The sequence below is a fragment of the Curtobacterium sp. MEB011 genome, assembly GCF_030209655.1.
Lineage (GTDB): Bacteria > Actinomycetota > Actinomycetes > Actinomycetales > Microbacteriaceae > Curtobacterium > Curtobacterium poinsettiae.
Genome location: NZ_JARVRN010000002.1, coordinates 339,158 through 362,256, shown reverse-complemented (window position 1 = coordinate 362,256; position 23,099 = coordinate 339,158). Strand labels below are relative to the sequence as shown.

At 64.4% G+C, this 23,099-nt stretch carries 21 protein-coding genes, 1 tRNA gene and 1 other annotated feature; of the genes, 17 read left to right on the top strand and 5 right to left on the bottom strand.

The genetic code is table 11. The features are described 5' to 3' along the window. Positions 1-29 precede the first annotated feature (29 nt). From QRN30_RS03620 to QRN30_RS17620, 11 genes are read left to right on the top strand one after another with little or no spacing between them, the layout of a single operon-like run. Positions 30-1,364, top strand: coding sequence for an NDP-hexose 2,3-dehydratase family protein (locus QRN30_RS03620; protein ID WP_284760498.1), 1,335 nt, complete (start codon positions 30-32; stop codon positions 1,362-1,364). Then, the gene (locus tag QRN30_RS03615; protein WP_284760497.1) at positions 1,361-2,845 is read left to right on the top strand and encodes a condensation domain-containing protein; all 1,485 of its coding nucleotides are present in this window, start codon (positions 1,361-1,363) and stop codon (positions 2,843-2,845) included. Before QRN30_RS03620 ends, QRN30_RS03615 begins: the two co-directional genes overlap by 4 nt. After that, positions 2,842-3,699 (top strand): formylglycine-generating enzyme family protein, encoded by an 858-nt coding sequence (locus QRN30_RS03610; RefSeq protein ID WP_284760496.1) that lies wholly within the window; start codon positions 2,842-2,844, stop codon positions 3,697-3,699. The genes QRN30_RS03615 and QRN30_RS03610 overlap by 4 nt, the downstream gene beginning before the upstream one ends. Then, the gene (locus tag QRN30_RS03605) at positions 3,692-5,155 is read left to right on the top strand and encodes an AMP-binding protein (protein WP_284760495.1); all 1,464 of its coding nucleotides are present in this window, start codon (positions 3,692-3,694) and stop codon (positions 5,153-5,155) included. The genes QRN30_RS03610 and QRN30_RS03605 overlap by 8 nt, the downstream gene beginning before the upstream one ends. After that, positions 5,152-5,418 carry a MoaD/ThiS family protein gene (locus QRN30_RS03600; protein WP_111095867.1) on the top strand — a complete coding sequence of 89 codons (267 nt, stop codon included), beginning with the start codon at positions 5,152-5,154 and terminating at the stop codon, positions 5,416-5,418. The genes QRN30_RS03605 and QRN30_RS03600 overlap by 4 nt, the downstream gene beginning before the upstream one ends. Next, a complete protein-coding gene (locus tag QRN30_RS03595) occupies positions 5,352-6,710 on the top strand; it encodes an NAD(P)/FAD-dependent oxidoreductase (RefSeq protein WP_350225044.1) in 1,359 nt (452 codons plus the stop codon). The genes QRN30_RS03600 and QRN30_RS03595 overlap by 67 nt, the downstream gene beginning before the upstream one ends. Then, positions 6,707-7,585 carry a dTDP-4-dehydrorhamnose reductase gene (rfbD, locus tag QRN30_RS03590; RefSeq protein ID WP_284760494.1) on the top strand — a complete coding sequence of 293 codons (879 nt, stop codon included), beginning with the start codon at positions 6,707-6,709 and terminating at the stop codon, positions 7,583-7,585. The genes QRN30_RS03595 and rfbD overlap by 4 nt, the downstream gene beginning before the upstream one ends. Then, positions 7,582-8,724: a ThiF family adenylyltransferase gene (locus QRN30_RS03585; RefSeq protein ID WP_284760493.1), complete on the top strand. Its 1,143-nt coding sequence runs from the start codon at positions 7,582-7,584 to the stop codon at positions 8,722-8,724. Before rfbD ends, QRN30_RS03585 begins: the two co-directional genes overlap by 4 nt. A gap of 6 nt (positions 8,725-8,730) precedes the next feature. Then, positions 8,731-10,065 carry a glycosyltransferase family protein gene (locus QRN30_RS03580; protein WP_284760492.1) on the top strand — a complete coding sequence of 445 codons (1,335 nt, stop codon included), beginning with the start codon at positions 8,731-8,733 and terminating at the stop codon, positions 10,063-10,065. 35 nt (positions 10,066-10,100) lie between these two features. Next, positions 10,101-10,673 (top strand): dTDP-4-dehydrorhamnose 3,5-epimerase family protein, encoded by a 573-nt coding sequence (locus QRN30_RS03575; RefSeq protein WP_284760491.1) that lies wholly within the window; start codon positions 10,101-10,103, stop codon positions 10,671-10,673. Next, positions 10,670-11,452, top strand: coding sequence for an aldo/keto reductase (locus QRN30_RS17620; protein WP_350225043.1), 783 nt, complete (start codon positions 10,670-10,672; stop codon positions 11,450-11,452). Before QRN30_RS03575 ends, QRN30_RS17620 begins: the two co-directional genes overlap by 4 nt. Before the next feature lie 527 nt (positions 11,453-11,979). On the opposite strand, the gene QRN30_RS03570 is transcribed toward QRN30_RS17620, so the two are convergent. After that, entirely contained in the window at positions 11,980-13,359 is a 1,380-nt protein-coding gene (locus QRN30_RS03570; protein ID WP_284760490.1) for an MFS transporter, read from the bottom strand. A gap of 39 nt (positions 13,360-13,398) precedes the next feature. On the opposite strand from QRN30_RS03570, the gene QRN30_RS03565 reads away from it, so the two are divergent. Both QRN30_RS03565 and QRN30_RS03560 read left to right on the top strand, forming a co-directional pair. After that, entirely contained in the window at positions 13,399-13,956 is a 558-nt protein-coding gene (locus tag QRN30_RS03565) for an LOG family protein (protein WP_284760489.1), read from the top strand. Continuing rightward, positions 13,953-15,128 (top strand): glycosyltransferase family protein, encoded by a 1,176-nt coding sequence (locus QRN30_RS03560; protein WP_284760488.1) that lies wholly within the window; start codon positions 13,953-13,955, stop codon positions 15,126-15,128. Before QRN30_RS03565 ends, QRN30_RS03560 begins: the two co-directional genes overlap by 4 nt. Before the next feature lie 213 nt (positions 15,129-15,341). On the opposite strand, the gene QRN30_RS03555 is transcribed toward QRN30_RS03560, so the two are convergent. Next, positions 15,342-16,582, bottom strand: a protein-coding gene (locus QRN30_RS03555; protein ID WP_284760487.1) for an IS3 family transposase whose coding sequence is annotated in 2 segments (ribosomal slippage) — positions 15,342-16,303 and positions 16,303-16,582 — 1,242 coding nt in all. Because the reading frame shifts where the segments join, the coding sequence is not laid out codon by codon here. Continuing rightward, positions 16,191-16,304, bottom strand: a sequence feature (AL1L pseudoknot). It overlaps the preceding gene by 114 nt. 20 nt (positions 16,583-16,602) lie before the next feature. Between QRN30_RS03555 and QRN30_RS03550 the strand changes: the two genes are divergently transcribed. Further along, positions 16,603-17,583: a 3'-5' exonuclease gene (locus QRN30_RS03550; RefSeq protein ID WP_284760486.1), complete on the top strand. Its 981-nt coding sequence runs from the start codon at positions 16,603-16,605 to the stop codon at positions 17,581-17,583. On the opposite strand, the gene QRN30_RS03545 is transcribed toward QRN30_RS03550, so the two are convergent. Further along, on the bottom strand, positions 17,550-18,830 hold the full coding sequence (locus tag QRN30_RS03545; RefSeq protein WP_284760485.1) for an AlbA family DNA-binding domain-containing protein: 1,281 nt from the start codon (positions 18,828-18,830) through the stop codon (positions 17,550-17,552). The genes QRN30_RS03550 and QRN30_RS03545 overlap by 34 nt on opposite strands. A 269-nt stretch (positions 18,831-19,099) precedes the next feature. On the opposite strand from QRN30_RS03545, the gene QRN30_RS03540 reads away from it, so the two are divergent. After that, positions 19,100-19,819, top strand: a complete 720-nt coding sequence (locus QRN30_RS03540; protein ID WP_284760484.1) for a hypothetical protein — start codon at positions 19,100-19,102, stop codon at positions 19,817-19,819. 187 nt (positions 19,820-20,006) lie between these two features. Here QRN30_RS03540 and QRN30_RS03535 read toward each other — a convergent pair whose 3' ends face one another. After that, positions 20,007-20,237, bottom strand: coding sequence for a hypothetical protein (locus QRN30_RS03535; RefSeq protein WP_284760483.1), 231 nt, complete (start codon positions 20,235-20,237; stop codon positions 20,007-20,009). A 246-nt stretch (positions 20,238-20,483) separates the two neighbouring features. Continuing rightward, a tRNA-Ser gene (locus QRN30_RS03530) sits at positions 20,484-20,573 on the bottom strand. A gap of 143 nt (positions 20,574-20,716) precedes the next feature. On the opposite strand from QRN30_RS03530, the gene QRN30_RS03525 reads away from it, so the two are divergent. Beyond that, positions 20,717-21,724: an SGNH/GDSL hydrolase family protein gene (locus QRN30_RS03525; protein ID WP_214585188.1), complete on the top strand. Its 1,008-nt coding sequence runs from the start codon at positions 20,717-20,719 to the stop codon at positions 21,722-21,724. A 10-nt stretch (positions 21,725-21,734) separates the two neighbouring features. Beyond that, positions 21,735-23,096 carry a DNA repair protein RadA gene (radA, locus tag QRN30_RS03520; RefSeq protein WP_017887660.1) on the top strand — a complete coding sequence of 454 codons (1,362 nt, stop codon included), beginning with the start codon at positions 21,735-21,737 and terminating at the stop codon, positions 23,094-23,096. The last annotated feature ends 3 nt before the right edge of the window (positions 23,097-23,099 follow it).

The following is a 23,099-nucleotide window of genomic DNA, read 5'->3' as shown; positions in this document are numbered from 1 at the left end:
ACTCGATGATGAGGACCTTGGGGGGAACCATGGCTGCGAACACATGTGCCGTCGGCTACACGCCGGATCGGTGCTCGTCGGTCCAGGCAGTGCTCGACTGGCTCGACGACGCGGCACACTGGGGTCCACTTCGCGTGATGCCTGTGCCGGTGCAACAGTTGCGCGACTGGTCGATGTCCGGCAGCACTGGCGACCTGGCGCACGACCGAGGAGCTTTCTTCTCCATCACCGGCATCGAGGTGGCGGACGGCGACGATATCCTCTGGCAGCAGCCCATCATCGATCAGCCCGAGATCGGCATCCTCGGGTTCATCGCTCGGCAGGGCCCCACTGGCTACGAGTTGCTGACGCAGGCGAAGATCGAACCCGGCAACCCACACGGCGTGCAAATAGCTCCAACTGTCCAGGCGACGGAAAGCAACTTCACCCGCCGACACGGTGGACTCCCGACGCCGTTTCTCGAGCATTTCGACGGCTCGCGCCCATCCCGCGTCCTCGTCGACACTCTCCAGTCGGAACAGGGCGGTCGGTTCCTCGGGAAACGAAATCGCAACGTCGTCGTCGAGTGCAACGAGGAAGTTGATCGCCCGAGAACCCACCGCTGGGTACCAGTAGAGGTTCTCCTCGAGTGCGTCAGGCTGACAGAAGTCGTCAACATGGACGCTCGCAGCGTGCTCGTCACCTTTGCTGCCGCTGAACGGCTGAGGATGTGCGACGAGGCTCACCGGTCCGTGGGAGAGCCATCATCCGGCTCCCTCCCGACCCGGGGATCGAACGGCGACTTCACCGTCCGAAGACTTCCCCTGAAGGAACTGACCGACTGGTCCTTCTTCGATGACTGCATCCGGCATCGGACCGGCCGCTACTTCCGCGTGATCGGTGTGCACGTTGAAGGGGTAAGCCGCGAAGTCCGCTCGTGGGAACAACCGATGCTGCACGCGCCCGTCGGCGGGCTTGTGATTCTTGTCGTGCGTCGCTTCGGTGGCGCTTGGGAAGCACTTGTGCAAGACAAATGGGAAGCAGGCAATCGACGAGGTCGCGCTCTTGCTCCGACGGTGCAGCGTGGGGCTCAGGATTCATCTGTCAGGACAGCCCAGGACATGCTGTGTGAATGGGTCGCAGCGCAGACCTGCGCCGTAATCAGCGACCGACTACTCGCTGAAGAAGGAGGGCGGTTCTTCCGACAAGAGAACCGTTACCGCGTGCTGGAAGTCTGGGACGATCCGCCAGCGACGAACTCCCACCACTGGACACAATTGGACGATCTATTCCGGGCGATGGTTAACGGGGAAGACGTCAACATCGAGGCGAGGAGCGCCCTCCTCTGTTTCCTCGCCAGCAGAAGGGCCGAGGAAACCCAATGACCAGATCACCGTCGCGGCAGGACCTCGTCGCCGATATCTGGCGAGACGTCCTTCATGCGCGCTCGATCGATCCTGCGACGCCGTTCGTCGCGCAGGGCGGATCTTCCGTGCTTGCCGCGATGCTGGCGGCACGGCTGCGGCGAGAGCTCTCCATCACGGCGTCAATCGCAGAGATCCTCGACGGCGTCAGCGTCGTCGATCTGGCCCGGAGGACACGAAGCTCACCCGCGCTGGAGGGCTCGGCTCCAGCTATGCAGCAACGTCCAGCTTCGGCGCCGGAAACCTGGCTGCTCGAGCGCCCCCGGCGCAGTTTCGTAGGGGCGATTTCGGTCCTGCCCGAGAAACTCGCTGCCACCGTCCTGGGTGACGCCGTCCGTTGCGTCGTCGCCTCGCATGCTGCTTTCCGAACACACTTCATGCAGGATGGCGCGACGTGGTTTGCCATGAATTCAGCAGAGCCCACTCAGCTTGAGGTGCTCGGCAGCGGGGGTGCTGCCCCTCGCGAAGTCGCCATGCGCATGGTCCAGCGCTATAAGTCGTGGCCAAGGACTGTACCGATGGCAGCGCTCGTAAAAGGCGACGCTGAGGATGTCTTCTGCTTTGTCGCCGACCACAGTCACCTCGATGGCGAGTCCGTCGGGATGTTCATGGACGCCCTCGCCGACAGCTACGAATCGGGAGCATACCCCGCGCCCGGGTCCGCCTCCCCGGTCTTCGTGCGGGAGGCCTCAGACAATGTCGGACCCGATGTGTACCAGTACTGGGCCGGCGTATTCGACCGGGTCGGCCCATTCCCGCGGCTGAACGACGAGCTGGAGAGCGCCCGGGGTGAGCAGAAATCGGACCAGTTCGACGCTCAGGGTTTCTCCGTTGCCCTCCGTCCTGCCGACCCGCGTCACGTACAGCGACTGCGAGCGCAGGGCACGACCGTGTTCATGCTCTTCGCTGGCTCGCTCCTGGCAGCGCTGAGCCGCATGCCAGGCGCGGGCCGAGGGCCGCTCGGCATCATGACAGCGAGTGCAGGGCGGCATGATCCTCTGGCGGCTCTGGCTCTCGGAAACTTCGCCCACGAGATCACGGTCGAACTGGGAGCTCCTACACGAGACGTCGGCAGAGCCATCCGGCAAGTCCGTGAGAACGTTCGAGCGACGGCACGGTACGACCGCGTGCATCGTTCCGTCCTCCTAGACCGGCTCGGCGGCGCCCCTGCTTCGCGAGGGAAGACGACTGCGTGGCTGACCATCGATGAGCCAGCTCACCGTAGGGCAGGCAGCGGGCCGGCTGGGCCGCTTCGTTCCTTCGAACCGTTGGCCGATGAACACACTCCGAAGCGTGTCTACGCAGGCATCGGATTGCACGTGGACCTCGCCGGCTCTCAGCCCACGTTGCAGGCTTGCTTCTCGGGGGACGGTCCTATTCGCAAGTGGGTTGAAGCGCTCGTGGTCGCCTGGGGTGCTGCTGTCGAGGAGGCGCTCGGATGATCCGCATTCCGGGTGGAATCGTTCGGATCGGTTCGTCCGCGACGGACCTGGACTGGCTCGAATCCGAAGGGCAGGCCTTCCCGCGCGAGTGGTTCAGCGACGAAACACCGCAGATCGACGTAAGGATCGCCGAGTTCGAGATTGACCCACATCCCGTGACGAACGAGGCGTTCGGCGAGTTCGTCGCGGACACGGGCTACCGAACCGACGCCGAACAGCAAGGATGGGGCATGGTCTACGGCGACCGTTACTGGGTGGAGAGCGAGGGCGCTTGCTGGCGCAGCCCAGGCGGACGCGGCACGCACGTCGCCGAGCGCCCGGACCACCCTGCAGTCCACATCTCTTGGCAGGACGCAACCCAGTACGCGTCCTGGGCCGGCAAGCGTCTCCCGACAGAGTTCGAGTGGGAGTACGCAGCGCGGGGCCCCCTACCCCGACGTTGGCCGTGGGGCGATTCCTGGGACCGGAATCGGTGCAACGCCGCGGACTGGCACCTCGGCGAGGATCTATTACACCTCGATGTGTGGCGCGCCTGGTGGGACCGGCAGCGAGAACGCCACGGCGGATTGCCTATGACGACGCCAGTCGGATCGTTTCTCGAGTCACCACCCGCGGCCTTCAACCTGGCAGACGCTTCGGGGAACGTCTACGAGTGGACGGAGTCCCTGTGCAAGCCATACCGCGAAGGTGCGAAACATCCGGTGTACGGCCGACTCGAAGGATTGTTCCGCGTACTGCGCGGAGGTTCGTGGATGAACTTCCGTTACCAGTGCCGTCCCGCGGATCGAATGTACGGCGACCCGTTCGGATGGTCCAACTTCGCTACCGGGTTCAGGTGCGCTCGCGATGTCTGATCTGCTGCACGCGCTAACGGGACACGCTCGACGCAGACCGAACACGGTCGCGGTAGTCGACGGCCGACGCACTCTGACGTACGAGGAACTCTTGACCGGCGGCACGCCACTGATCGAGTCGCTGCAGCGAGCAGGAGTTGCGCGAGGAGTCGTCGTCGCGGTCGACCTGCCTCGTTCGATCGAACTGGTGGAAGCGGTGTTGGCCCTTCAGCGCCTCGGAGCTGTCTACCTGCCACTCCATTCGAGCGAACCGGAAGCGCGAAGGGCATCGATCCTGCGAGACAGCGGCAGCGCTGCGCTCATCGACCGAGGCGGGGTGCATCCCATCGCTCCCAAAGAGATCGTGACGCACCCCAACGCGGCCTACCTCATGTACACCTCAGGTTCCACTGGGCAACCAAAAGGTGTCTTGCACATGCAGCAGGCCCTCGATGAACTGATTGCTTGGCAGTCAGCAGCTGCCAATAGTCGGGGCGCGGGGCGCACAGCCCTCCTCTCCCCGATCGCGTTCGACGTATCTGTGCAAGAGATGCTGGCGACCCTGAGCTCAGGGGGAACGCTCATCTGCATCCCTGAAACGACGAAACGTGATCCTACGCATTTGTGGAGGATGCTCATCGGTTCTGGAGTGCGTCGGATCTTCCTCCCGTTCGTACTTCTGCATCTCCTCGCCGAGGCCGCTGTCGACGAAGACGAGGGCCTGCGACATTTGAGTGCTCTCCGAACGGTTATCGTTTCCGGTGAGCAACTCGTCGCCACCCCGGCGGTCGTGCGGCTCTTCGAAGGTATGCCCCGCTGTCGGCTGGTGAACCAGTACGGCCCCCTCGAGACCCACGTCGTCACGCAGCACGTCCTCGACGCACGACCGAGTGAATGGCCAATGCTTCCCCCGATCGGTCAAAGCGTCCGTGCGGCCAGGATCGCGATCGACGATGGCCAATCTCTGTCGTGGCACGGTGAAGCGGAGGGCGAACTGCTTGTGGCCGGGAATTGCCTGGCCGAACGCTACATCGGCTCCACAGAAGAGTCCGACGCACGCTTCATCCACAGGGAGGGCGTGCGTCTATACCGCACTGGCGACCGTGTGCGGCGTGACAGCGGCGATCGCCTTCAATGGCTCGGTCGCCTCGACGATCAAGTGAAAGTGGACGGCTACCGGATCGATCCGTCCGAGATGGAAGCCCTCATTCTCCAACAGCCCGGAGTCCGTTCCGCGGCGGTCGGTCTGGTTGGTGCTGGTGCATCGAAACGCTTCATCGCTGCTCTCGTGACGGACGACGACGACGCACTCCGAAGAGCATCTCGCCGGATAGCCGCCGAGTATCCCTCGTACGCCTGGCCCACTGAGTTCAGGAAAGTGTCTACTCCCGTCTTGACGGCGAGCGGCAAGACGGCGCGTCGAACGCTGCTCGTCGAAGCGGAGGAATTGGCCACGAACACCAAGGAGCAAAAATGACGACCCTTATCGTTTCACCAGCCTGGAAGACGGACGACACAACGGAGTTCAGGGTGCCCGCCGAGAGCATCGAGTCCATCCTGCTGAACTTCGCCGAACGGTTCCCAGCGAATCGTCGCAGGGTCGTTGGGGAGGACGGCCGTGTCTACGGCTACTTCAGCGTGTTCTTGGACGGCGAACGTGTCCCGCTATCCCAGTGGCACGACACGGTCGTCGGCGATTCCTCGACTGTCGAAGTGCTTCCGCCACTGGTGGGCGGTTGAGTAAGACTGCGGGCTCCGTGCTTATCGTGGGGAGCGGGCCCGTCGGTGCCGCGATGGCGCTTGCTCTCAGTGCTCGGGGCCACGCCGTCACATTGCTGGACCGCGATGCGGAGACACCGCGCTCCGACATCGACGCGTGGGGGCGTTGGCCGAGGCGCTCGGTGCCGCAGTTTCGACAGGTGCACTCGTTCTCCGCGTCGGCGACGGCGTTCCTCCGATCGGAATTGCCCGAAGTCTGGCTAGACCTGCTTTCCCACGGCGCACGCGATCAAGCAGTCGAGCCGTCGCTGGGAGACGGATCAACCGTCCTCCGTTGCCGACGCGTCATCGTCGAGATGACCCTCAGGCGACACCTGCGAGAAGCCGGTGTGGGCATCATCGCGGGAGTAGCTGTCCAGGCAGGTGCAGCCGGCCAACACGGGCATGTCTGCGTGTCTCTCGCGGACAGAGCCCGCATGAGCGCGCAGGTCGTCCTCGACTGCTCCGGGAGACGGAGCCGTCTGCACAAGCGCCGACTCGTGCACCACGTTGCGTTGGACTACATGACGGGGTGGTTCCGCGCACGCGCCGGAGTCGTACCGGTCAGCGGAGTCCGATCCGAGCACTCGGGTCAGCGAATCGTCGTGACAGCCGCCGATGGGCCGTGGTTCTCCGCAACGATCATCCGCCCGACTTCCAGCGCTCGCGCGGATCTCACCCGCGCAGCTTTCGACAAAGCGCTCCTGCGCGATGCCTCGGTCTCCGAGGTACTCAGCGGCTGCCGGGCGGAAGCCGTCGGAGTGCCGCTTCACGCGGGCCGACTGCTGGACTCCTTGGCGACCCGGATGCTCAATAAGACGCCTCCGCGCGTCCTGCCTCTCGGTGATGCGGCTCTCACCACGAACCCGATGTACGCGAGGGGCGTCGGACTTGGATTGGCGCAGGGGCGCATGTTTCTGTCTGAGTTGGACGGTTCGTCGGGAGTCGAAGAGGCAATCCCGCGAATGTGGCCGCGGCTCCGCGCACTCACGACCGGCTGGTTCCGAGAGTCGGCAGCTCACGATGCGCTCCTCGTGGCGAGGTCTCGGTCGGAGGCGGGGGCGGAGGCGGAGGCGGAGGTCACTCTGCCGGAAACTGACCGCGAACTCCTCCAGAGCAGCCGCCGACGCATGGAGGACCGCGCGATGGCGCAGGTTGCTACCAATGACTTAGCTCGAAAGGCGTATCTGCAGTACCTGAACACCACTGCAAGCCCCGACACGCTCGAACGAATCGCTCGCGGGGCGCTGCCCTTGGAAGGACAAACGCAATGATCTTGTTGGTGGGTGCCGGCGGACTCGTCGGACGAAATATCGTGGACCTATGGTCGACCGGGAACGTTGTGGCGCTCGGCCACGAGGAGCTCGACGTCACTGACGCAGTCGCGGTGCGTCACTTGATCGGCGAGCTGCAGCCGAGCGTCGTCATAAACTGCGCAGGCAACAAAGCCGCTGACGCTATGGAGCGCGACCCTACGACGGGCTGGGAAGTCAACGCCGTAGCCCCCGGAATCCTTGCGGCTGCTTGCGAGCTCGTCGGGGCTTTACTGATCCATCTCTCCGCGGACTATGTCTTCGGGGAGGGCTTCTCCGCCCCGATCCCGGTCGACGCCACGGCAACTCCTCTCTCCCGGTACGGAGCTTCCAAGCTTGCCGGCGAACGAGCCGTGCTGGAACATTCTCCGCGCGCATACGTGGTTCGCACCTCATCCGTCTTCTCGGTCAAGGATCCAGGATTCGTCACGACGATGCTCAGGCTGGGACGTGAACGGGACCAGATCGACGTCGTGTCGGATCAGCGCAGTAGCCCGACGTGGGTAAACGATCTGGTCGTCGGCTTGCAGACGCTCGTTCGCGTCAGACCGCCAGGTGGGGTGTTCCATTGCACCAACAGCGGCAACGCGAGTTGGGCAGAACTTGCGACCGCGACCTTCGCGGAGGCTCTAGCGCCAGTGACCGTTCAAGCCACGACCGCGTCGTCCCAGAACCAGATCGCACGTCGCCCCAGCTACAGCGTCCTCAACAACGAGGAATGGCTCGCAGCCGGACTGGGACCGATGCGACATTGGAAAGAAGCCCTGCACGAAGCCTTTGCTGCGCAGGGCGACCCTCGGCTTCCAGCAGAAACTCACGTGAAGGGATCCAGATGAAGAACGCGCCGTCGACGGAGATGGACAATGAAACTCTCGCCAGATACTCACGCCAGATACTCATGCCAGAATTCGGTCGATCCAGCCAATCGGCCCTCACTCGGTCACGGGTCCTCGTGGTCGGCGCAGGTGGTCTCGGATCTCCGGTCATCTCCTACCTCGCCGCAGCAGGCATCGGCACCATTGGCGTCGTTGACGACGACTTCGTGGACGTCACGAATCTTCACCGTCAAATCATCCATGAGGAGCGAGCGGTCGGCACGGCGAAGGTGCTGAGCGCGCAACGATGGGTGCATGAGCACAATTCGAACGTCAACGTCCTCGTTCACCAAACACGACTAAACGAGGTGAACGGCCTGGCGATAGCGGACGACTACGACGTAATCGTCGATGGTTCGGACAACTTCGCAACCCGTTATCTCGTGGGTGACATCAGTGCGATCCAGGGCAAACCTCTCGTCTGGGGCTCCGTCTTCAAGTTCAGCGGACAGACAACTGTCTTCTGGCCCGGGCATGGTCCGACCTACCGGGACGTCTTCCCGGAAATGCCCCCGCCTGGCGCGGTTCCGTCGTGCGCTGAAGCTGGCGTGATCGGTGCTGTCTGCGCCACGATCGGGTCAACGATGGCCCTGGAAGTGGTCAAGCTGATCGCCGGCATCGGGGAGCCTCTGGTCGGACGGCTCCTCACCTTCGACGGCCTGGCGCAGCGATGGCGCGAACTTGACATCTCCGGCGCTGCCGGCTCGACGCCCATTCCCAGCGCCCTCAGCCGCGAACAACCGCCTGCCTGCCTCATCCCGGACGTCGCCGACGTCTCGCTCACCGCGTCGTACGTCGCCGAGATGCTCCGAGATCGAGAAGCGGGGGGTCGACCATTCCGACTGATCGACGTGCGAACGGAGGAAGAACACGTCATCGCCGGGATCGACGGTGCAGAGCTCGTCCCAATGGCGGTACTCGAAGGCGAGGCGAGTGCTTGGAATCCGACAGACTCAATAGTCGTCTTCTGTAAAAGCGGGGTGCGGTCAAATGAGGCTCACCGCTTGCTCGAACAGCGCGGCTTTACCGACGTGCGTACCCTCAAGGGCGGCATCGATGCCTGGTCCGCCACCGTCGATCCGACGCTCGCTCGATACTAGGCACTGATGAAGATCGGAACGATAGCTGCCTGGCACCAGCGCGATCTCGGAGCAATCGTCGAACTCGAGAAGTGGGAGCGTTTCTACCAGCACCAAGGCGTGGAGATCATCCCAATGAGGGGCGGCGGAATCGAGGTTCCAGACGGGACACGCGTCCTCGACGAGCTCGACCCGCGAAATCCTTCGCAGGTCGCGTTCCATCGGGAAGTCCTGCGCTCTTCCCCGGATCCGCGCAGCAACGACGCCCTGTTTCGTGAGGTCGCCCGGCGTGGTCTTGCGGCGTACAAGGCCATCCGCACGATCATCGAATCAGAGCGACTCGATGGGCTGCACGTCGACGCGCTGGCCTCCTACCTCATCTCCCTCCCGGCTGCCTGGGCCGTGGCCGAACTTGCTGCAGAGGGAGTACCGATGGTGCTTCGTTCGCACGACTTCACCTGGGAGCGGGCGTACGCCTCCAACCCGTTTATCGAGTCACTCATCGGGCGGGTCCTTCCGCCGACCGGACCGTCCGTCCTACACGTGGTGAGTACCGAAAGCGCTCGTCGGGCCTTGGCGGAGCACGTGCCGGACGCGAATGCGATCGTCGCGCCGAACCTGTTCCCGGTCCATTCGACCGCAGGCCGAGGGCACCTCTTCCGCCAGGACTTCGGCGTCCCCGCTGACAGGCTTCTCCTCCTTCAACCTACGCGCTTTATCCCCACCAAGGGGATCCACCACAGCGTGCACCTCGCCCACCGACTCACCGTCGCCACCGGTCAGCCCTCCGAGATCCTGGTCACCGGAAGCGCGGCCGGCGGCACCTCTTGGAAGCCCGGAGTCGCGCAGGCCTACGCCGAAGAGGTGACCAGGCTCGCTCAAGCCCTCGGCGTCAGCATCCGAATGCTCGACGGAAAGCTCCGCAGCTATGCAAGCGACGACGGGGCAGCACAAGGAGTGCGCGATGCGTACGCCGCTGCAGACATCGTGACTTATCCGAGCATGGCCGAGGGATTCGGCAATCCTGTCGTCGAGAGCGCACTTGAACGCCGTCCGCTCGTCACCGCGGACTTCGAGGTCATGCTGAAGGAATTCACGCCGCTCGGCTATCGCCCCGCAGCCATCCTCCGCGGCGATGCAACGTCGAATATCTCAAGTGACGGGTGGACTTTCGACATAGCGCTCGATCGAATCGAGGACGAAATGGTCCAAAGAACGCAGGAGGCTCTCAGTATCAAATTCGCCGAGACGGCGAACTCGAACCGCGAGCTCGTCGTGGCGGAGTACGGTGACTCACGCGCGAACCGTAATCGCTACTTCGAACCTGCCGTATCATGGTTCGGACCCACCGGTAGGTCCTAGCAGTTTGCAATCAGACAATTCATGAGGAGAACAACATGCCTGCCCCAAGCACAAAGTTCGTGCGCCGCACAACCAACATCTCAGGTCTCCTGATTTTCGATGTGACCCGAGTTGAGGACGATCGCGGTTGGTTTCAAGAAAAGTATCACCGCGAAAAGCTGCTCGACGCTGGCTTCCCGGCAGACTTCGACGTCGTGCAGACAAGCGTCGCCTTCAATAAAGAAGGCTCGACTCGCGGTCTTCACGCTGAACCATGGGACAAATACATCTCCATCATTGACGGGGAGGCGTATGCCGCATACGTGGACCTGAGAGAAGGGCCGGGCTTCGGGCAGATGGTGACGGTGACCCTCCGACCAGATGTAGCCGTGTTCCTGCCGGCCGGAGTGGCGAACTCCTATCAATGCCTGAGCCCCCTCCACTATCTCTACTCGGTCAACAAGCATTGGACACCCGACGCTTACGATCGTTACTCGTTTGTGAACCTTGCGGACCCCGACCTCGCCATCGACTGGCCAATCCCTCTCAGTGAAGCTCTTCTATCGACAAAGGACCAGCAGCACCCCTTCTTGCGCGATGCGGTGCCTTTCAAGTCAGAGCCCTTTTGAGCTTCGACACCGCACTTTCCCCTGAACTTGAGCTCCCGCTCATAGGATTTGGAACATGGAGGGCCACCGACAGGGCTATTCGAGATGCGTGCGAGCTTTCGTACCAGCTCTTTGACACCGCGCCGACTTACGGCACTGAGGAATCTCTTGGAAGGGCGCTGCGACGAAAGACCGACATTCAGCCGATTGTTTGTACGAAATTGCCCCGCGAATCCATGGGCTTCAAGGGAAGCATCAGGTCCTTCGAGCGTTCCGCTCGCAATCTCGGTCGTGATGTTATCGACATTCTCCTCATTCATTGGCCGCAGCCGGACTTCCGTCTTGTCGCAGACAGTTGGCGGGCGATGGAGGAACTAGCAGAGTCAGGGCGGGTGCGAGCTATCGGGGTATCGAATTTCAACCAGTTCGATCTTGACCGGCTCGAGCGGGTTGCCCGCATTCCTCCCGCGGTGAATCAGATTGAGATGCATCTACACCATCAGCAGACCGAATTGAGGCACGAGTTAGCGCAGCGCAATATCCGCGCCTTTGCCTGGTCCCCCCTTGGGAGAGGTGGGGACCTCCTCCTCAACTCAACGTTGGCATCGGTAGCCGCCGAATCGGGCGCTACTGTATCTCAGGTAGCTCTCGCGTGGTGCCGCAATGAGGGAGCAGTTGCTCTACCTCGATCCAATGATCGACGCAGAATCGAAGAGAATGCCGGTTCGGTGCATATCCGCCTATCCGAACGTCAGATGTCTAGTCTGTCTGAGCTCGATCGCAGACGCCCAGTGGGATAACCTCTCCCTACCATTCGTCCAAGCAGCTGTGACGAAGGACTCGGGCGTCAGGTGTCAGGTGTCAGGTGTCAGGTGTCAGGTGTCAGGCGACGCCAGCACTCTATCCCGTTCGGTCGGGAATGGAAGACGGAGCGAATCCTAGCCGGAAGGGTCGCCACTGCGACAATAAGCTGGGCCGTCACGACAAATATTGAAGAAGTGCCAAGGGCGCCGCTTGTTACTCCGCTAAATGCACTCCCGCCGGCAGATGCAAGCAGGATCATTCTGATACGAGCTCCGAACGCTGCGCCCATCGCCCTGGCGACGTGGCGCGTTCCGTCGCCGAGCCGAGGAGCCCGGCGATCGCTTCCGCCAGACAACACCGCGGTTGCACTAGCGGCTGCCGGAAACCTTGGCCGGCAGCACGTCATGCCAACTACGGTGGCCGGGAGTCGGGCGACTCGACGGATGGCGCGATCAGACAGCCAGCCGCTTGAGAAGGAGACGTGAGTGGGCTGCTGGATGCTCGACCCCACCGATCGGATCGGTCAGGCCCGCAGAACGGTCCGCATGTACAACGGCAAAGCCGCGGCGACGAGCACTACCGATCCCAGTACGCCCAGAACCACGGACGATCCGGCTATTCCGCCGGACGCTCCCGCTACGGCGCTTCCTACGGCCGACGCGAGCAGTGAAACACTGATCCGTACGCCGGACGCAGCACCTATCGCTCCCGACGAGGCGGCGCCTTCAGTCGCCGCGGCTAGCAGCACTGCAACGGGACCCGACGCAGCGCCGATGCCGAACAGCAGGATCGCGAACGCCCACGGCGCACCGGTGGTGAAAGTGCATACGATCAGCATCAGCCCCGTAGCGGCCACTACTGCTGCCAATTGAGCCACCTGTCCGAGCGGCCAACGAATCATCCCGTAGACGACAGCTCCGAGTACCTCGCCGACCGCGAGTGACGCGAAGAGTAGGCCAGACAGTTCGATGGAGCCGGCAGCTGCCAGCACACGAGGGATGACGAGCGTCATCACACCGCCGACAGCTCCGACAACGGCGGCGACTCCGAGAATTGCCATCATCGGCCCATGCAGGACGGCGCGATCCGGCGGCATGCCTCTTCCCGCTGCCTTCGTCGCGATCGACGGCGTCGCGCTGGGGTGTGTGACCCGGAGGAACCAACCTGCGGCCACGATCGCGAGGAGGGTGATCGCCACGAGAGTTCCTGTGCCCCCAACCCAGGGCACCGCAGCCGTGACGAGAAGGGGACCGAAGACCAGTCCCGTCTGGAAGCAGGCGCCGAGAAGCGAGTAGCTGGCGACGCGCTGGGCTGACGACAACGTGGAACGGGCGAGCCACACGCGAACCGCCGTGGTGATCTCGGGCAGTGACGCCCCGGCGACGGCGGCGAGGGCGACCAGTGCCGACACGGACCGGACTGCCGTTGCTTCGCCGACGACCACGAACGCGATCGACGCAGCGACGAACACCGCGGTGGCGGAGACCACGGTGCTGCGCGTTCCAAGCCGATCTATCAGGTGCCCCTGCGCAGTAAGCCCGACGGCACTTCCACTGGTGAACGCTGCGCTCACCCAACCGGCCACCGCGAACGAGTCGGTCCAGCTGTGGACCGCCAGCACGATCGTGATCGGGAACATACCGAGCGGAACGGTCGCGATGAGAACCGACGCGAGTTGCCCGCGCAACTCACGATTTCGCAGGAGGACGCGATAGGTGACAGCAGCGCCCTCGTCGGTTCCTGCATTCAAGACCGGTACCGGGTGAACTGGACAACCGTAAAGTTGCCGCTTGGACAACTCCCGCTGACACCGCCCGTGGAAACATCTGTCGATGCAGCCATCAAGCCCACTCCTTGCGTTTCGTTCGCGGGTGCTGAACCGACCCTTGCTGACACGTTGCATCGAGTGTAGCCTTCGAGGCGATGTAACGAGGGGGTTACTTTGGTCGACGCCTCATCGCCGGTTTCCGTGGCGATTTTCTGTGGATCCTCTATGGGATCGCGTCAGCTTTTCAGGAGCACCGCGGAAGAGGTTGGTCAGGAATGCGCGTCGCGCGGAATTAGGTTAGTTTTCGGGGGCTCGGACGTCGGCCTCATGGGAGCACTATCCGCCGCCGCCGCCGACGCCGGCGGCGAGGTCATTGGTGTTTCACCCTCCGTTCTGATCGACTTGGAACCGCCTTCGCATGGTATCGAGATCGAGATCGTCAGTTCACTCGGAGAACGTAAGCGCCGATTCATGGAGCTGAGTGACGCCGTCCTCGTCCTTCCCGGTGGTATCGGGAGCCTCGATGAGGCATTCGAGGCGATGACAGCGAGACAACTCGGCCTCACCTCGGCACAAGTGATATTCCTCAACGTCGGGGGGTTTTGGGATCCACTCAAGGTCCTCCTGGATCATCTACGGCATAACGGCTTCGTCGCGGAGGACCGCCGTTTCGAGTTCCCCGAAGACGTGATGTCGGCCTTCGACATCATCGAAAGGGAGACGAATTCGTGACATCACCGCTGCTGCTCTCCTACTTGAACGTCAGCAACGCATCCAACCTCGAAGCCGACAGCGGGTTCGTCTTCCAGGAGGCCCTGCTCGCCAGTCTTCGACAGCTCGGGTGGAAGACGGTCCTCATCGGCCCGCCGGGCATCTCGTCGGTGTCGGGCTCCGACACCATCGAAGTGCCCTACCCGGAATCGAAGTACGGAGCCAGGTTCGGCTTCCCGTGGGACGCCCTCGCCAACGAGCTGCAGCGGGTAGGCGCCGTCGATGCGCTACTCGTCAACCAGCCGGAACTCACCGTGCCGTTGCAAGCATTAGTCGCTTCGACGTCCGGGACGCGACCACGCACGGGCGTGTACTTCCACTACATCCCCGTAGAGAGGATCACCGAGGCGGGAGTTGAATGGGACCCGAGTTTGAACCAGCACGACCTCGCGAACCCCATCTGGTCGAGACAGGTCGAAGCGGCAGTTTGCGCGGACGTCGCAATGATTGGCAGCCAGTGGGGCGCGTCCTGGTTCCAGCGGGCCGCCAAGAGCACCGGAACTGAGGCGGTGGACTTGGAGGTAGTACCTCCACCGGTGACGGTTCTGCAGCAGCCCGAGGAGCGCTCAAGCCTCGTATCCGTCGTCTACAACCACCGTCTTTACGACCACTACGGCACACCTGAGATGCTGGATTGGCTTGAGGTACTCCACTCTCGACGCCCCGGTCGATTTGAAGTCGTCTTCACGAACCCGACCGGTGAGCGGTCTCTCGAGCGGCGTCGTCTCGACCCAAGCATCGATAAGGCTGTTGAGCGGATCAATGCCCTCCCGTTCGCCCGGGTATCGGAGGCCAAGTCGCGGGAGGAGTACGCAGGCCTGCTCAGGCAGTCGCATGTCGGCCTTGGTCCGCTGCGCAACAACGCACTCTGGAACATGTCGATCGTCGACGTTATGGGCGCTGGGAGGCCCGTCGCAGCACCAGCGCGAGGAGCGTTCTCGGAGATCGTCGGGGACTCGGACCTCCTCTTCGACGACCTCGACTCGTTTCTCGAGGTCATGAAGAGGTTGATCGACGACCGCGAGCACCGATTGGACAAAGGGCAGGCAGCCCTCGAGCGAGCGGCACGCTGGTCGCCCGCCGAGATCGCGGACCGCGTTCATCATCTTCTCGACCCGCGTATCGGGCACTGACCTGCGCGGCCGGCGAACGCTCCGAGCGGTGAACCGACGCGGCGCTGACCGCCGCTCGCGGCGTCACGATGACGCCCCGACCCCAGGAGGTAACCATGCCTGTCCTCCTTGCGTGCATCATCTACGAGCGTCACGCTCGAGTGTGATGTCTCCGTCTCGACCCGGACGCGGAGCGGCGGGTGTGGCGGTTGTGCTCGCTGTTCCGCCCCGGGTTTAGTGGAGGCTCGGTAGTGCCGCTTCGACGGTAGTCGGAGCGGGGTTGTGCCGGTAGTAATCGTGCTCGTGCTCGTACTCGACGGGTGGGACCATGCCGAGTTCGCCGTGGAGGCGTCGGTGGTTGAACCAGTCGATGTACTCCACCGTCGCGATCTCGAGGTCGTCGATGCCGCGCCACGGCCCCTTGTTGCGGATCAGTTCGGCTTTGAAGATCGAGTTCATGGCCTCTGCGAGAGCGTTGTCGTAGCTGTCACCCTTGGACCCGACGGACGCGACCGCGCCGGCTTCCGCGAGCCGGTCCGTGTAGCGAATGGCTCGGTATTGGACTCCGCGGTCGCTGTGATGGATCAGGTTCGATAGGTCGTGGCCTTCACGTTGGCGGGTCCAGATGCCCATCTCGAGGGCGTCGAGGGCGAGGTCGGTGCGCATGTTCTTCGACAGCTGCCAGCCCACGATGCGGCGGGAGAACACGTCCGTGACAAACGCTGCGTAGACCCAGCCGGAGAACGTGCGGATGTAGGTGATGTCGGCAACCCAGAGCTGGTCCGGGCCGGTCGCGGTGAACGCTCGCTGCACCAGATCCGCTGGCCGGTCGCCGGCCGGACCGGGAACCGTCGTTTTCGGCCCCTTCCGCTTGGAAACACCCTGCAGCCCGGTGGCTCGCATCAGTCGTTCGACGGTGCAGCGCGCCATCTGATGGCCCTCACGCCGCAGTTGCGCGTGGACCTTCCGGGCGCCATAGACGCCGTAGTTGGTCCGGTGCACCCGCTCCACCTCGACGGTGCGGGCGGCGTCGCTGGCCGACCTGGCCGACGGCGGACGCGCCTTCGCGGCGTAGTTGCTCGACGGGGCGATCTGCAACGTTCTACAGACCGGCTCGACCCCGAACTCGTGCTTGTGGTCGTCGATGAATGTGATCATCTGCTGGACAGGCGGTCGAGCTCCGCCGCGAAGAAAGCCGATGCCGACTTCAGAATCGCTTTCGCCCGCCGCAATTCCCGAACCTCGCGCTCCAGTTCCGCGATCCGGCGGCCGTCATCCGTCGTCACGCCGGGCACATCGCCAGCATCGATCTCGGCTTGCTTCACCCAGTTCCGCAACGTCTCTGGGTTGATGCCCAACTGGCCGCTGATCCGAATCAGCGCACCCCGTCGGGTCTCAGGGTCACGGCGCGCTTCCACCGCGAGCCGAACCGCACGCTCCCGAAGCTCCTCCGGGTACTTCCTCGGTGCTCCCATGACTCTCATCCTCCCGTGGATTGAGAGCCTCCATCAGACCCGGGGCGGAACAATTCGCCGATGTCGCGGCGACCGTTGTCGCCGGCATCGCGGGTCTCCCCGTCATCGCCCACAACGCGAAGTTCGACCTCGCGTTCCTTCGTGCGGAACTGACTGCGGCGGGCTGGGATGCGCCGTGGGTCGCGTCGTACTGCACCCTCGAGGCCAGCTACGCCTACCTGCCGCAAATGGACCGCCGCCGGCTCGTTGACTGCTGCTGGGCGACTGGAGTCACCCTCGACAACGCCCATTCCGCGCTCGGTGACGCCCGGGCTACCGCCGGACTGGTCCGCGCGTACATTGCTACGAACGGCGGACCCGACGCTGTCCTCCTCGAAGCACAGGCCACCGCGCAGGCGACCGCCTGGCCGTCGGGTCCTTCCCGCACACCCGACACCGTCACGGAGCGGCAAGCACGTTCGTCTGTTCGTTCCGCACCGCTGCGGATCACGCCCGGTCGTCCGGCCACGCCACCGCTGCTGGCGCAGGTGAGCGCCATGTCGCTGTTGGAGGTCATCGAGGAAGGCGCCCCCGTCGGCACGACGGCATACCTGGAGCAGCTGTTCGAAGCACTCGAGGATGGCGACATCTCCGAGGATGAGTCGGTTGCTCTCCAGGAGCTCTGCGCTGCGTACGAACTCTCCCCCGCCGACATCGCCGCGGCGCACGAAGCGTTCCTGTTGGCTCTGGCGCACCGGGCGGTCGACGACGGACACGTCTCCCACGCTGAACGCCGCGAGCTGAAGAGCATCGCTTCACTACTCAGCGTTGCCGACGCAAGGGTTTCTGAAGGCGGGAGGCGACTCGCGTCGGACGGAGCGGAGAAGAGCATCTCGACGCGCCTGTCCGGCGGGACCGACCACCGTCGCGATGATGCCGCCCGTTCGAGAACGCCGTTCAATCGGCGGACCAGCCCCAACGGCGCCAGTCAAAGCGTCCGGTCGCCGAATGCGGAGTGCTGAGCCGACTCGATGATCGACTCCGTGACGCCAGACCATCCGAAGCGTCTCAGCAGGTTCATACTCGGCGCGGCAGCAAGCTGCCGAGCATCCAATGCACCATCTGGCTCATCAGGTACCGTGACGGACCGCTCCCAAAGGTTGCTACCGAGTCGGTAGTCGCCGTGGAAAGGACCACGACGCGGGTCGCCGGCGACAAGGAGCCATCCTTTCGCGCCAACGAGCCGCAAGCGCACCGTCATCGGCCCGGAGAAACCGATCGTTCGCCGGTACCGGACGGCGAAGCTGAACACCTCAGTGAACTGCGCCACCGGCAGCCAAACCGGGAAGTAGCCCGCCGGCTCCTCAGCGCCGGAGCGATTCGACCAGTCGGGTCCGGCGTCCACCGGCAGCTGATGCCACGACGCGAACTGGCCGCTTTCAAACGCCGCCCACGCTTCGCGTTCCCTGACCTGGTTGCCCTCCGACACCCACCGCTCACCGAGCTCGGGGCGTTCAACGAAGGGATACGGCCAGCCGCGGGCCCTGACGGTCGCCGCTCGCACTGCCGGCACAAGAGAGGTGTACTCAACCCGTTCCTCCTCATACGTCAACGGGCAGATGGCGTACTCGAAGCGCGGCAACTGGACGACGTCATCGACTCCGATGCTGACCAACGCCGCTTCAGCTTCGTGGACATACCGGTCCGCGTCGGTGGGTCCAGCGACATCGAGACCAGCGCCGCGCGCAGTCTGCAGGAACCGACGCAGCTGCTTTTGTGTCGCCAGATCCAGCACCTCCCGGAGCTCGTTCTGCGTATGCGTCGGAGAGCTCTCCGGCTTACGTTTCGACCTCGTGTACAAGTAACCACGCCGGATGACGTTTTTCGGTGAATCCGTCGCAGCAAGGACCGGGACCTCATCGAACTCGGCGACCTCGAGGACGACGACATCCTCACCAGTTGGCAGCTGGCGCTGGTCGCGACCGAGCCGAACTGGCGGGTCGGCGTAACGGTTGATCTTGTCAACCACCGTGTCGTAGTCCATCCAACCCGCCAGCTGCTCTTCACTCAGGCCGGAGCGCTCCGGGTCCGCCTCGTCGACACCGACGATCACCCATCCACCATCACGCTGATTCGCGAGCGAGATGACAGCGCGGGCGACTTTCGCAACGAACTCCGGATCCCGGACTGAGCCGGGCCCCTTGAACTCGACCGCACGCACCTCGTACCCGGACTCAATGAACGCGGTGATCTCTTCGTTGGTCAGCACACGCTCACGGTATGCGCAATGACCACTGCAAGTGAGCAGCAGCAGCACAGATCATCAGCCATCGTCAGGATGGCACCAGCCCGATCCTTTCGCACGCACGTACGCACGGCGAGGCTTCCAGACCGTCAGCGAGCGCTCTCTGCGAGAGCCCTCCCTGTCACCGCGACGTGCGCGGCCGGATCACCCTGCTTCTCGCAGGTTTGAAAAGAGGACCACTCTCACCAGTATCAACCTGAACTTAGGTCAGGATCCGTGAGATTCTGGAAGCGATGACAGATGCAACACTCACGGACGAGCTTGACGTCGCAACGCCGGCGGAGAAGAGCGTCGACGGCACCGAGCTCCGCGACACCGACCTGCTCAACGTATATGCGCACACCCACGGGCCGGTCGCTTTCGTAGACGAAAGCTACCGGCTGCCCGGACAAGCGCACGGGCCCGGCTACTACTACGTTGCCGCTGTCATCGTTGATCGTGGGGTCATCACGACGGTTCGGACAGCGCTCACGACAATCGCCGGCGGCCTCACATGGCACACGACGGACGAAGCGCGCGACACTGCCGGCCAGGCCCGCATCATCACGTTCAACGACTACGTCGCTGCGAACGCCGTCAGCGTCGTCGCCGTGGAGACCGTGGTCGGCAACGACGACCTTAACGGCGACAAGGCCCGCGAAGCGTGCTTGTTGGCGCTCCTGCGATGCCTCAGCGCGGAACACCTCAGCCCAAGCGGCCTGGTCGTCTACGACCGCCGTCAGACGGCAGCGCAACAAGCCGACGATGTTCGGATGTTCAAACGGATCCGCCAGGACGCCGACGTGGCGACCAAACTTGAGACCTACGCCGGCCGACAGGGTAGCGAACCGATGCTGTGGTCGGCCGACGCTGTCGCCTGGACAACAAGACGCGCCCTCGCTATGAACGACGGCGCCTACATCCAGCCGTTCCTGCGACGGAAGACGCTGGAAATCATCACGTCCGCAAAATGAAGCAACCCCCGTCTGCCGCGGCGAGATCGAGGGTCCATCCGCCGATCGAGCCGAAACCAGAGGGGCAAATGTTTGCTACCCCAACGTTAGCAGCCGCGCCCTCCTCGAGCAAGGCAATGCGGCGCGTCAGCCCTGCGCCAACGCGGTTCTGATTTGTCCACTCGGCCGGGCCACGGCAGAAGTTGCGTCACTCGGTGAAGCCCATCTCATCCGACAACGCCGTGATCTGCTCCATCCCACGCAGCTTCCGCTCCCGTTGGCTTTGACGGAAGTCAGCCATCGCCTCCTCCATGACCCGGTCGCCAGCGTCGGTGTACTCAACTCTCAGATCGCCGCGGCCCACTACCTTCTGGAAGTTCGCAGCGCTCAATCCAAGACATGACCCTGGCTCTTCGACGGTGAGGGTCGCCAAGCGCATGGGCCGATTACAGTTCGCACAGCTCCTGTATGCGCGACGGGACCTACCGCTACTGCAACTGGATGTGGGCAACGATGAGACGAACTCGTAGGAGCCCAGGCCGCCGAACTGGTCGCCGCATCTATACGAACGTGCACCGCTTGACTCTCAAGAAAACGACGAAGGCCCTCAGGGAGTCCCTGGGGGCCTTCGTTCGGGCTTCACGAGTTCCGTGAATCTCTTCATCTAGATCCGTGAAACGCCCCTTGGCGGTACCGGTGGGATTTGAACCCACGGTGGAGTTGCCCCCACACATGTTTTCGAGACATGATCCTTCGGCCGCTCGGACACGGTACCGGGAAAGAGTTTACACGATCCGGGAGGCCCGTGATGACACCCCGGGTCGGCTCCCCCTCCACAGGCGGTCCCCTGCAGGGCTCTCCCCACACCCACAGGTCCTCCTCGTCTCCGGCAAGACCGGCGGGCGTACCGTCCACGGCATGAGATCCCGCACGCTCATCGCACTCCTCACCTCCGTCATCGGCAGCCTCGGCGTCGTCGGCGCCGCAGCCGTCGGTGCCCGCGCTGGCGTGAAGGGCCAACGGGCAGCGGCGCAACGGGTCGTCGACATGCTCCCGATCCACGCCGACTGGTGGCGGGAACGACAGCAGCACGAGGGGCAGCTGCTCTACGTGGCGATCGGTGACTCTGCGGCACAGGGGGTCGGCGCGACCGCCCCCGGCCGTGGCTACGTGGGGCTCCTGACCCGGCGCATCCGGCACCGCTCGCACATGTCCGTGCGGGTGGTGAACCTCAGCGTCTCCGGTTCGACCACGTGGGGCGCGAAGCGTGATCAGCTACCGAAGCTCCGGCACTACGCGCCCGACATCTGCACGGTGTCGATCGGGGCGAACGACATCGCCGACTTCGACCCGGACAAGTTCGAGCGGAACATCCGGGCGATCTACGGCGCGGTCCCCTCGCACGCCGTGGTGGCCGAGTTGCCGTGCATGTTCGTGCCGGACCGGGAGCGCAAGGTGGCGGTGGCGAACGAGATCGTGCACCGGGTGGCCGACGAGTTCGGGCTGACGGTGGCGCCGCTGCACACCATCACGAAGCGCGTCGGTGTCCGCCGCACCTTCTTCAACAGCTACGGCGACCTCTTCCACCCGAACGACCGCGGCTACGAGGTCTGGGCGAGTGCGTTCGAGCCTGCGGTCGACGCCCGGGTCGACACCGTGGCGGCGATCCGGCACTACCTGTCCGTGCGCGAGGCCGAGAACCTCGGTCGTGAAGCCGGGGCGGTGGCGAACGCCCGCGCCGAGCAGGACACCGACGGCGCCGAGGCGCTCGACCACGCCTCACGGCAGGCTCCGGGACCGGTCGAGCGCCTGCGCCACCGGATGACGGGGTCGATCGCGGTCCCCGAAGACGGCGACGAGTCGGGCGGACACGGCGGACCGGACGAGCCGGGCGACCGCGCCGGTGATGTCGGCCGTACGGCCTAGCCTCGACGACATGGCGCGCCCGCAGTCCCTCTACCGTTGCACCGAGTGCGGCTGGACCAGCATCAAGTGGGTCGGCCGGTGCGGTGAGTGCCAGACCTGGGGCACCGTCGAAGACAGCTCTGCGGCGTCGGCGAGCACCCGGGGCACGTCCGCGGTCGCCGTCACCGGTGCCCGGGCCGCACGACCGATCACCGAAGCCCGCGGCACCTCGGTGCAGCGTTGGCAGACCGGCATCGGCGAGTTCGACCGCGTCCTCGGCGGCGGCGTGGTGCCGGGTGCGGCCGTCCTGCTGAGCGGCGAGCCGGGTGTCGGCAAGTCGACCCTGCTGCTCGAGGTGGCCTCGCGAGCCGCGGCCTCGGGCAAGCGCGTCCTCTACGTCAGCGCCGAAGAGTCCGTCGACCAGGTCCGGCTCCGTGCTGAACGCACCGGGGCGATGCACGACGACCTGTACCTGGCGAGCGAGGTCGACCTCGGCGTCATCATCGGCCAGATCGACCAGGTGCAGCCCGACCTGCTCATCGCCGACTCCGTGCAGACCATCTCGTCGAGCTCGATCGACGGCATCGCGGGTGGCACGTCCCAGGTGCGCGAGGTCGCCTCGACCCTGATCCGCATCGCGAAGGACCGCGCCCTGCCCGTCCTCATCGTCGGCCACGTCACGAAGGACGGCACGATCGCCGGCCCGCGGCTGCTCGAGCACCTGGTCGACGTCGTCTGCCACTTCGAGGGCGACCGGCAGACTGCCCTGCGCTTCGTCCGGGCGCTCAAGAACCGCTTCGGCCCCACGGACGAGGTCGGGTGCTTCGACATGGGCGGCGACGGCATCCACGAGGTCCCCGACCCCAGCGGCCTGTTCATGTCGAAGAACACCACCCCGGTGTCCGGCACCTGCGTCACCGTCGCACTCGAAGGGCGTCGAGCGCTGCCGGTCGAGGTGCAGGCCCTCATCGTCCCGAGTTCCGCGCCGCAGCCACGCCGGGTCGTGAACGGTGTCGATGCCTCGCGCGTGGCGATGCTGCTCGCGGTCCTCGAACGACGCGCCGGCCTCAAGCTGTCCGACGCCGATGTCTACGTGTCCACGGTGGGCGGCATGAAGCTCACCGAGCCCGGCGCCGACCTGGCGATCGCGCTGGCCCTCGCGAGCGCCGCACGAGACCGTCCGTACCCGCACACGCTCGCAGCCGTGGGCGAGATCAGCCTCGCCGGCGAGATCCGTCCGGCCACCGGCACGAAGCAGCGCGTCAACGAGGCAACCCGCCTCGGGTTCACCACGGTGCTCGGCTCGGACTCCGGGCACCTGCGCGAGGCCCTGCGGGTGGCCTTCTCGATGACGCAGTCCCCGCGGGAACGCGAGCTCGACCGCGCGTTCTGAGGC

What these genes read in the sequence shown, in the direction of transcription:
- QRN30_RS03585 (WP_284760493.1), top strand. Translation starts at nt 7,582, where the DNA reads ATGAAGAACGCGCCGTCGACGGAGATGGACAATGAAACTCTCGCCAGA.
- QRN30_RS03605 (WP_284760495.1), top strand. Translation starts at nt 3,692, where the DNA reads ATGTCTGATCTGCTGCACGCGCTAACGGGACACGCTCGACGCAGACCG.
- QRN30_RS03535 (WP_284760483.1), bottom strand. Translation starts at nt 20,237, where the DNA reads ATGCGCTTGGCGACCCTCACCGTCGAAGAGCCAGGGTCATGTCTTGGA.
- rfbD (WP_284760494.1), top strand. Translation starts at nt 6,707, where the DNA reads ATGATCTTGTTGGTGGGTGCCGGCGGACTCGTCGGACGAAATATCGTG.
- QRN30_RS03615 (WP_284760497.1), top strand. Translation starts at nt 1,361, where the DNA reads ATGACCAGATCACCGTCGCGGCAGGACCTCGTCGCCGATATCTGGCGA.
- QRN30_RS03570 (WP_284760490.1), bottom strand. Translation starts at nt 13,359, where the DNA reads ATGCAACGTGTCAGCAAGGGTCGGTTCAGCACCCGCGAACGAAACGCA.
- QRN30_RS03620 (WP_284760498.1), top strand. Translation starts at nt 30, where the DNA reads ATGGCTGCGAACACATGTGCCGTCGGCTACACGCCGGATCGGTGCTCG.
- QRN30_RS03540 (WP_284760484.1), top strand. Translation starts at nt 19,100, where the DNA reads ATGACAGATGCAACACTCACGGACGAGCTTGACGTCGCAACGCCGGCG.
- QRN30_RS03580 (WP_284760492.1), top strand. Translation starts at nt 8,731, where the DNA reads ATGAAGATCGGAACGATAGCTGCCTGGCACCAGCGCGATCTCGGAGCA.
- QRN30_RS03610 (WP_284760496.1), top strand. Translation starts at nt 2,842, where the DNA reads ATGATCCGCATTCCGGGTGGAATCGTTCGGATCGGTTCGTCCGCGACG.
- QRN30_RS03575 (WP_284760491.1), top strand. Translation starts at nt 10,101, where the DNA reads ATGCCTGCCCCAAGCACAAAGTTCGTGCGCCGCACAACCAACATCTCA.
- QRN30_RS03600 (WP_111095867.1), top strand. Translation starts at nt 5,152, where the DNA reads ATGACGACCCTTATCGTTTCACCAGCCTGGAAGACGGACGACACAACG.
- QRN30_RS03525 (WP_214585188.1), top strand. Translation starts at nt 20,717, where the DNA reads ATGAGATCCCGCACGCTCATCGCACTCCTCACCTCCGTCATCGGCAGC.
- radA (WP_017887660.1), top strand. Translation starts at nt 21,735, where the DNA reads ATGGCGCGCCCGCAGTCCCTCTACCGTTGCACCGAGTGCGGCTGGACC.